This window comes from Aeromonas sp. ZOR0002 (assembly GCF_963866995.1).
Lineage (GTDB): Bacteria > Pseudomonadota > Gammaproteobacteria > Enterobacterales > Aeromonadaceae > Aeromonas > Aeromonas caviae.
In genome coordinates, this window is record NZ_CAWMFQ010000118.1 from 16,644 (window position 1) to 22,570 (window position 5,927).

Annotated in this window: 3 protein-coding genes; all 3 read right to left on the minus strand. The window is 66.2% G+C overall.

The window, feature by feature from the left end; all coding sequences use genetic code 11:
• Positions 1-59 precede the first annotated feature (59 nt).
• Positions 60-3,959, minus strand: coding sequence for a YhdP family protein (locus AACR77_RS06695; RefSeq protein WP_042880501.1), 3,900 nt, complete (start codon positions 3,957-3,959; stop codon positions 60-62).
• Positions 3,960-5,429 (minus strand): ribonuclease G, encoded by a 1,470-nt coding sequence (gene rng / locus AACR77_RS06700; RefSeq protein WP_010672637.1) that lies wholly within the window; start codon positions 5,427-5,429, stop codon positions 3,960-3,962.
• 79 nt (positions 5,430-5,508) lie between these two features.
• Positions 5,509-5,927: Maf family protein (locus AACR77_RS06705; protein WP_042880503.1), on the minus strand; the 419-nt coding region annotated here is incomplete at its 5' end.

The window sequence follows — 5,927 nt, forward strand, 5'->3', positions numbered from 1 at the left end:
TATCTGCACTATGAGGGGTTTGGCGGCCGGGGGAAAGTCCCCCAGCCCGGCGCTGGCCCTCAGCGCTGACCCGAGCCCTGATGCTTGGGATTGAGCAGGAAGGGGGTGACCTCCTTGGCGGGCAGGCCGGGCGCCACCGCATCCACCGCCTCCTTCTGCTGCTGGTTGAGCTTGATGCGGGCGCGATCCCGCCCCGCCTCCACCAGCCTGGGGGCGTCCAGCGGGCCGGAGACCCGAAAATCGATGCGGGTCACCACGTCCACCACGGGCTCCAGCAGCTTGGAGAGGGCCAGCACATAGAGCCCGGTGATGGGAGTCAGGGAGAAGGCCGCCACCACGGGCAGGGTGCCCCCCAGGTTTGGGGAGAAGCTCAGATCAAAGTCGAGCCGCCAGCGCACCAGATCCGCGATGCCCTTGCCCCGCAGGTTGCCCGCCGCCCCTTTCATGTAGAAGTCGTTGTTCTCCACCACCCCCTGATTGACCTTGGCGGAGGCGGACATGGACTCGAAATAGAAGCCCTTGTCGAAGACGTCGCGAAAATCGAGGCGCAGCTTGCGCATCAGGGAGTCGAGGCTCAGCAGGGAGAGCAGTCGGGCCCCCTTGTCGTTGACCTCCCGCAGGGTCCCCCCCTCCAGCTGGTAGTCGGCGCTGCCCGCCAGGGTCGGCAGGCTCAGGCGGTAGGGCACGTCACGCCAGTTCAGATCCAGCGCCAGCTTGCCCGGGGCATCCCCGATGGGCGAGGTGTAGCCAAGCCGCTTGAGCAGGAGCTCGCTGTTGCGGGTCTCGAGGTTCACCCTGGCACGGGTCTGCATCTGGCTGCCACGGGCCAGCCACTCGGCGCTGCCGCGCAGGGTGCTGCCCGCCAGGCGCATCTCCAGCCCCTTGAGATCCAGCCGGTTGGCCCCGGGCAGCAGTTCCCCCTTCACCTCACCCAGGGGCAGCTCGCCGAAGCGGCAATCCACGCAACTGAAGGTGAGCCAGGGAATGGCATTCATGATGGCCCTGTCCTGGCGCTCATCGGGATCCGGGCTGAGATCGGTCCCCTTGCCGGACCAGTAGATGCGGGCAAACTTGGCATCGATGGGGCGCCCATCGGCCACCGGCACCCGCACCACCCCCATCACGTCGGGGCTGTCGATCATCACCTCGGTGGCCTGGTTCACCGGCCCCAGGGTGAAGTGCACCGCCTTGAGGCTGGCGCTGCCGATGTCGGCACGGGCCAGTTGGCCATCTACCCACCACTCCTGGGGCAAGAAAGCGGGACCCACCACCGCATTGTCACTCGGCGCCGTGCCAGCAGGCAGCCACTGCTTGAGACGTGCCAGCCAGCCGGCTACGTCCGCCTGCTGCTGGTTGATGGCGAGCAGCATGGGCTTGTCCTGCATCACCCGCGCCCCGGGCTGGCCGATGTTGACCCGCACCCGGCTGAGATAGGGCACGCCGTCGCCGTACACCAGGCGGCTCTGCATGTCGATGTCCGCCCCCAGCACGGCGCGGATGTCGGCGCTGCCATCCCGCCCACGGGCCGTCACCTTGAGGGGCAGCCGGGTACCCGCCGCCTTGGTCAGGGGCACGGGCAGATCCAGCCCCATGCCCTGCAGGTTGGAGTCCAGCGCCAGCTGGAAGCTGAACGCCTTGTTCTCGGGCAGGGTCAGCCCCAGGGTACCCGACCAGTTGCTGCGCCCCTGGAGCATCTCGAGGGCCGGTATGTCCCGGCGCTGGCGGCGGCTGTCCCACTGCCCCTGGAACTTGAGGTCGGCCTGATAGCCGTGGGGCAGTTGCCGCCCCTGATAATCCAGGGTCAGCGGCTGGTTCCACAGGCTGGCCTTGAGGTTGTGAATGCGCGTCTGCTCGTTGTCATACTCGAGCGTCCCTGCAACCCCGTCGAGGGGCAGATCCAGGGAGGCGATCCTCACCTTGTTGTCCTTGAAGCTGGCTTCCCCGCTGGCCTTGACCTCCCCCTCGCCATCCAGCGGTATGTCGAGCTTCACCGTGCCCTTCATGGGGCCGCGGATCTCCACCTCCCGCAGCGCCTGACCGACGGATCCCCCCAGCGGCGAGTCCTGCAAATAGTCGCTGATGGCCTTGCCCTCGCCCTCAACCCTGGCATCCACGTAGAGGTGAGCACCCGGATAGAGGTCCGGGATCCAGGCATGCACCGAGTCGGAGCTGGCCTTGCCGAGCTGGGTGGCGCGGCTGTTCATGTCGAGGCTGGCGTTCTGGAACAGCAGATCGATCTGCAGGTCGGTCAGCGGCTGCCAGCCCGGGAAAAACTCGTAGGTGGCCTGTTGCAGCGGCACCGCCACCTGGAAGACGCCCTTGCCGTTGTCGTAGGGGAAGTCACGGAATTCGCCGTACCAGAGCAGGTCGGCCCCCTTGGCCTTGCCCCCCTTGATGGCGCCGCTCAGGTAGCTCACCAGCCCCTCATCCATCACCGCCAGGGGGTAGTAGCGATCTGCATGGGCCGCGTTCTTGACGTCGATCCGCCCGGTCAGGGCGAGGAAGGGGTGCTCGAACAGCTCGAGGCGAAACCGGCTGGCGAGGCGCAGATCCGGGTTGTCCAGGGCAATGTCCTGGCCATAGAGCACCCAGCCTTGCGGCGCCCGCCACCAGTCGAGGGCCGCACTCAGACTGTCCACCGGGATGGGTTCCTTGAAGTGGCGGGCCGGATCCACCTTGCCCTTGCCCAGGGTCAGGCGGGCACGCCCCCCGTTCGGGGTCAGCCAGAAGTCACCGTCCAGCTTTTGCAGACCGGGCACATCGTGCCAGGCCCGGGTCCCGAAGCCGCGCAGTTGCCCCTGCAGAGAGAGCCCCTGCCAGTCCCCGTCGGCCTGCAGGACCAGCTCCTGCAACTGGCCCCTTGGCCGGGTGCGCTTGAGGGTCTCGGTCAGCTCGGGATAGAGGCCGGAGACCAGCTGGCTCAGGTTGGCAATCTGGTCGAGATCGATGGCGGGTACATAGCCCTGGATGCGCGAGCCGATGCGCTCGAGCTGAAGGCGGCTGTGCAGCCAGGTGGCGCCATCGAGCTTGAAGGTGACGTCGTGGCTGGCGAGCTGCCACGCCTCGCCGTCCCGGCGCAGCTGGATCTTGCCTCCCTGCAGGTCGAGGCGATGCGGCTCCCCCTTGATCTCGTCCTTCCAGATCAGGTGGTTGTTGCCAAAGGCCAGCAGGGAGTTGCCGAGCCTGCCCTTCTCGAACTCGCTCCAGAGCTGGAAGTCGAGCTGGCCGCTCACCGGCGGCGCGCCGGCGTGGATCCTGGCCAGCATGGGGCTGATGTCCAGCTCTCTGGCCCCCAGATAGAGCTGGCCCTTGAGGCGGTCGAGCCGCACCTCGGGGGCATCCACATCGATGATGAGGTCCAGGGTGCTCTCTCCCACCCCGTTGATGAGATAGGCCTTGCCGACCCCCTGATGCCGCTTGCCGCGGTTCTGCCAGCGCAACTGGGCGATGTCGAGGGCGCGCACCTCCCCCAGTGCCGTGGTGAGGCTCAGGCGAGTGTCGTGAATGTCGAAGGTGGAGAGCTGGGTCAGCAGGAAGCGCAGCAGGGCCTCCTGCTGGTTCGCGCTCTTCCCGCTGACGGGGATGGCGGGCTGGGTCATGTCCAGCGCGATGTTGCCGTCGCTCAGGATCAACTGGCCAAACACCGGTCTGAGTTCGTTGAGGGAGCGCCAGAAGTCGAGGTGGGCCCACACCTTGCCAAGGCGCAGGGAGAAACGCCCCGAATCGGGGGCGATGGCCAGTCCTTCCAGCCCGATGGCCGGGCCGCGGGGAGTCCACTCCAGCCCGACGTGATCCACGCTCACCTCGAGCTGGCTCTCCCCGAGCAGGGTCCCTATCACGGCCGCCCGGTGCTGGTTGAGCAAGGGGCCGCCCAGTCGTACGACGCTGACCAGAACGGCCAGCAGCACGAAGAAGACTCCGAGGGCCAACCAGCCCCGACTCAGCCAGCGGTAGACCAATTACATCATCACCACATCGAACTGTTCCTGCCCACAGAGCGGCTCGGAGACCACCCTGACCTGCTTGCCGATGAAGACTTCCAGCTCCGCCAGACTGTGGGACTCCTCCCCCCGCAGGTAATCGGCCACCGAAGGAGCCGCATAGACGGTGAACTGATCCGCGTCGTAGGCGCGGTTGACCCGGATGATCTCCCGCAGGATCTCGAAGCAGACCGACTCCACCGTCTTGACCCGGCCGCGCCCCTTGCACTCGGGGCACTCGGCGCAGAGCACGTGCTCCAGGCTCTCCCGGGTGCGCTTGCGGGTCATCTCCACCAGCCCGAGCTGGGAGAAACCGTTGACGTTGGTCTTGGCCCTGTCCTTGGCCAGCGCCAGCTCCAGGCTGTGCAGCACCCGGCGACGGTGATCCTCGGACTGCATGTCGATGAAGTCGATGATGATGATGCCGCCGAGGTTGCGCAGCCGCAGGTGACGGGCGATGGCGGCAGTGGCCTCGACGTTGGTGTTGAAGATGGTCTCTTCCAGATTGCGATGGCCGACGAAGGCCCCGGTGTTGATGTCCACCGTGGTCATGGCTTCGGTCTGGTCGATGATGAGGTAGCCGCCGGATTTGAGCTCCACCTTGCGCTCCAGGGCCCGCTGGATCTCATTCTCCACGTCGTAGAGATCGAAGATCGGCGACTCGCCGGTGTAGTACTCCAGCTTGTTGGCCAGCTCGGGCACGTACTCCTCGGTGAAGCGCTTGAGTTGATCGAAGCTCTGGCGCGAGTCGACCCGGATCTTGTCGAGCTCGGCACCGACGAAGTCACGCACCACCCTGAATGCCAGGCTGGGATCCTCGTAGAGGATCTTGCAGGGGGGATACTTCTGCTTGCGCTCGAGGATCTTGCGCCACAGGCGCTTCAAGAAGGCGGCGTCCTGCTCCAGCTCCTGCTCCCCCACCCCTTCGGCGGCGGTGCGGATGATGTAGCCGCCCAGTTCGTCCACATAGCCGGCCACGGTGCGCTTGAGGCGCTCGCGCTCCGCCTCGGATTCGATGCGCTGGGAGACCCCCACGTGGGCACTGCCCGGCATGAAGACCAGATAACGGGATGGCAGGGTGATGTCGGTGGTGAGGCGGGCACCCTTGGTACCGAGCGGGTCCTTGACCACCTGTACCATGATGTCCTGCCCCTGGCGCACCAGTTCGGCGATGTTGCCGGCCTGGAACTGCTCCTTCTCCTTGATCGCCACGCACTCGGTATGGGGGACGATGTCGGAGGCGTGCAGGAAGGCGGCCTTGTCCATGCCGATGTCGACGAAGGCGGCCTGCATGCCGGGCAGCACGCGGCTGATCTTGCCCTTGTAGATGTTGCCCACGATGCCGCGCTTGGCCTGACGCTCCACATGCACTTCCTGCAGCAGACCGTTCTCGACCAGGGCGACCCGGGTTTCGGAGGGGGTGACGTTTACCAGCAGTTCTACCGACATAAGTTACCTTGCCTTTCTAGTTTTGAATTCTGGCACGACGAACAACGGGTAACTCAGCAGCGCACTGCTGACGAGAGGATTACCGGGTCTGCTCGAGGTGCTGCTTGATCAACAGGTCCGTCTCCAGCAGGGGCAGGCCGACCACGGCACTGTAGCTCCCCTCGAGGCGGCTGACGAATTTGCCGGCAATGCCCTGGATGGCATAGGCGCCCGCCTTGTCGCACGGCTCGCCGGTGCGCCAGTAGGCTTCGATCTCGGCCTCGTCCAGCTTGCGAAACGCCACGTTGGTGGTGACCAGCCGCACATCGCACCGCTCCGGGGTGGCCAGGGCCACCGCCGTCATCACCTGGTGTACCCGCCCGGAGAGGGCTTCCAGCATGTCTTTGGCGTCCAGCAGGTCGGAGGGTTTCTCCAGCACCCGCTCCCCCAGCACCACTATGGTGTCGGCCCCCAGCACAGGCAGCGCCGTCGGCGCCGCGGCCACACCGGCCATGGCCT

Coding starts and splice junctions, on each gene's coding strand:
- rng (WP_010672637.1), bottom strand. CDS start 5,429: ATGTCGGTAGAACTGCTGGTAAACGTCACCCCCTCCGAAACCCGGGTC.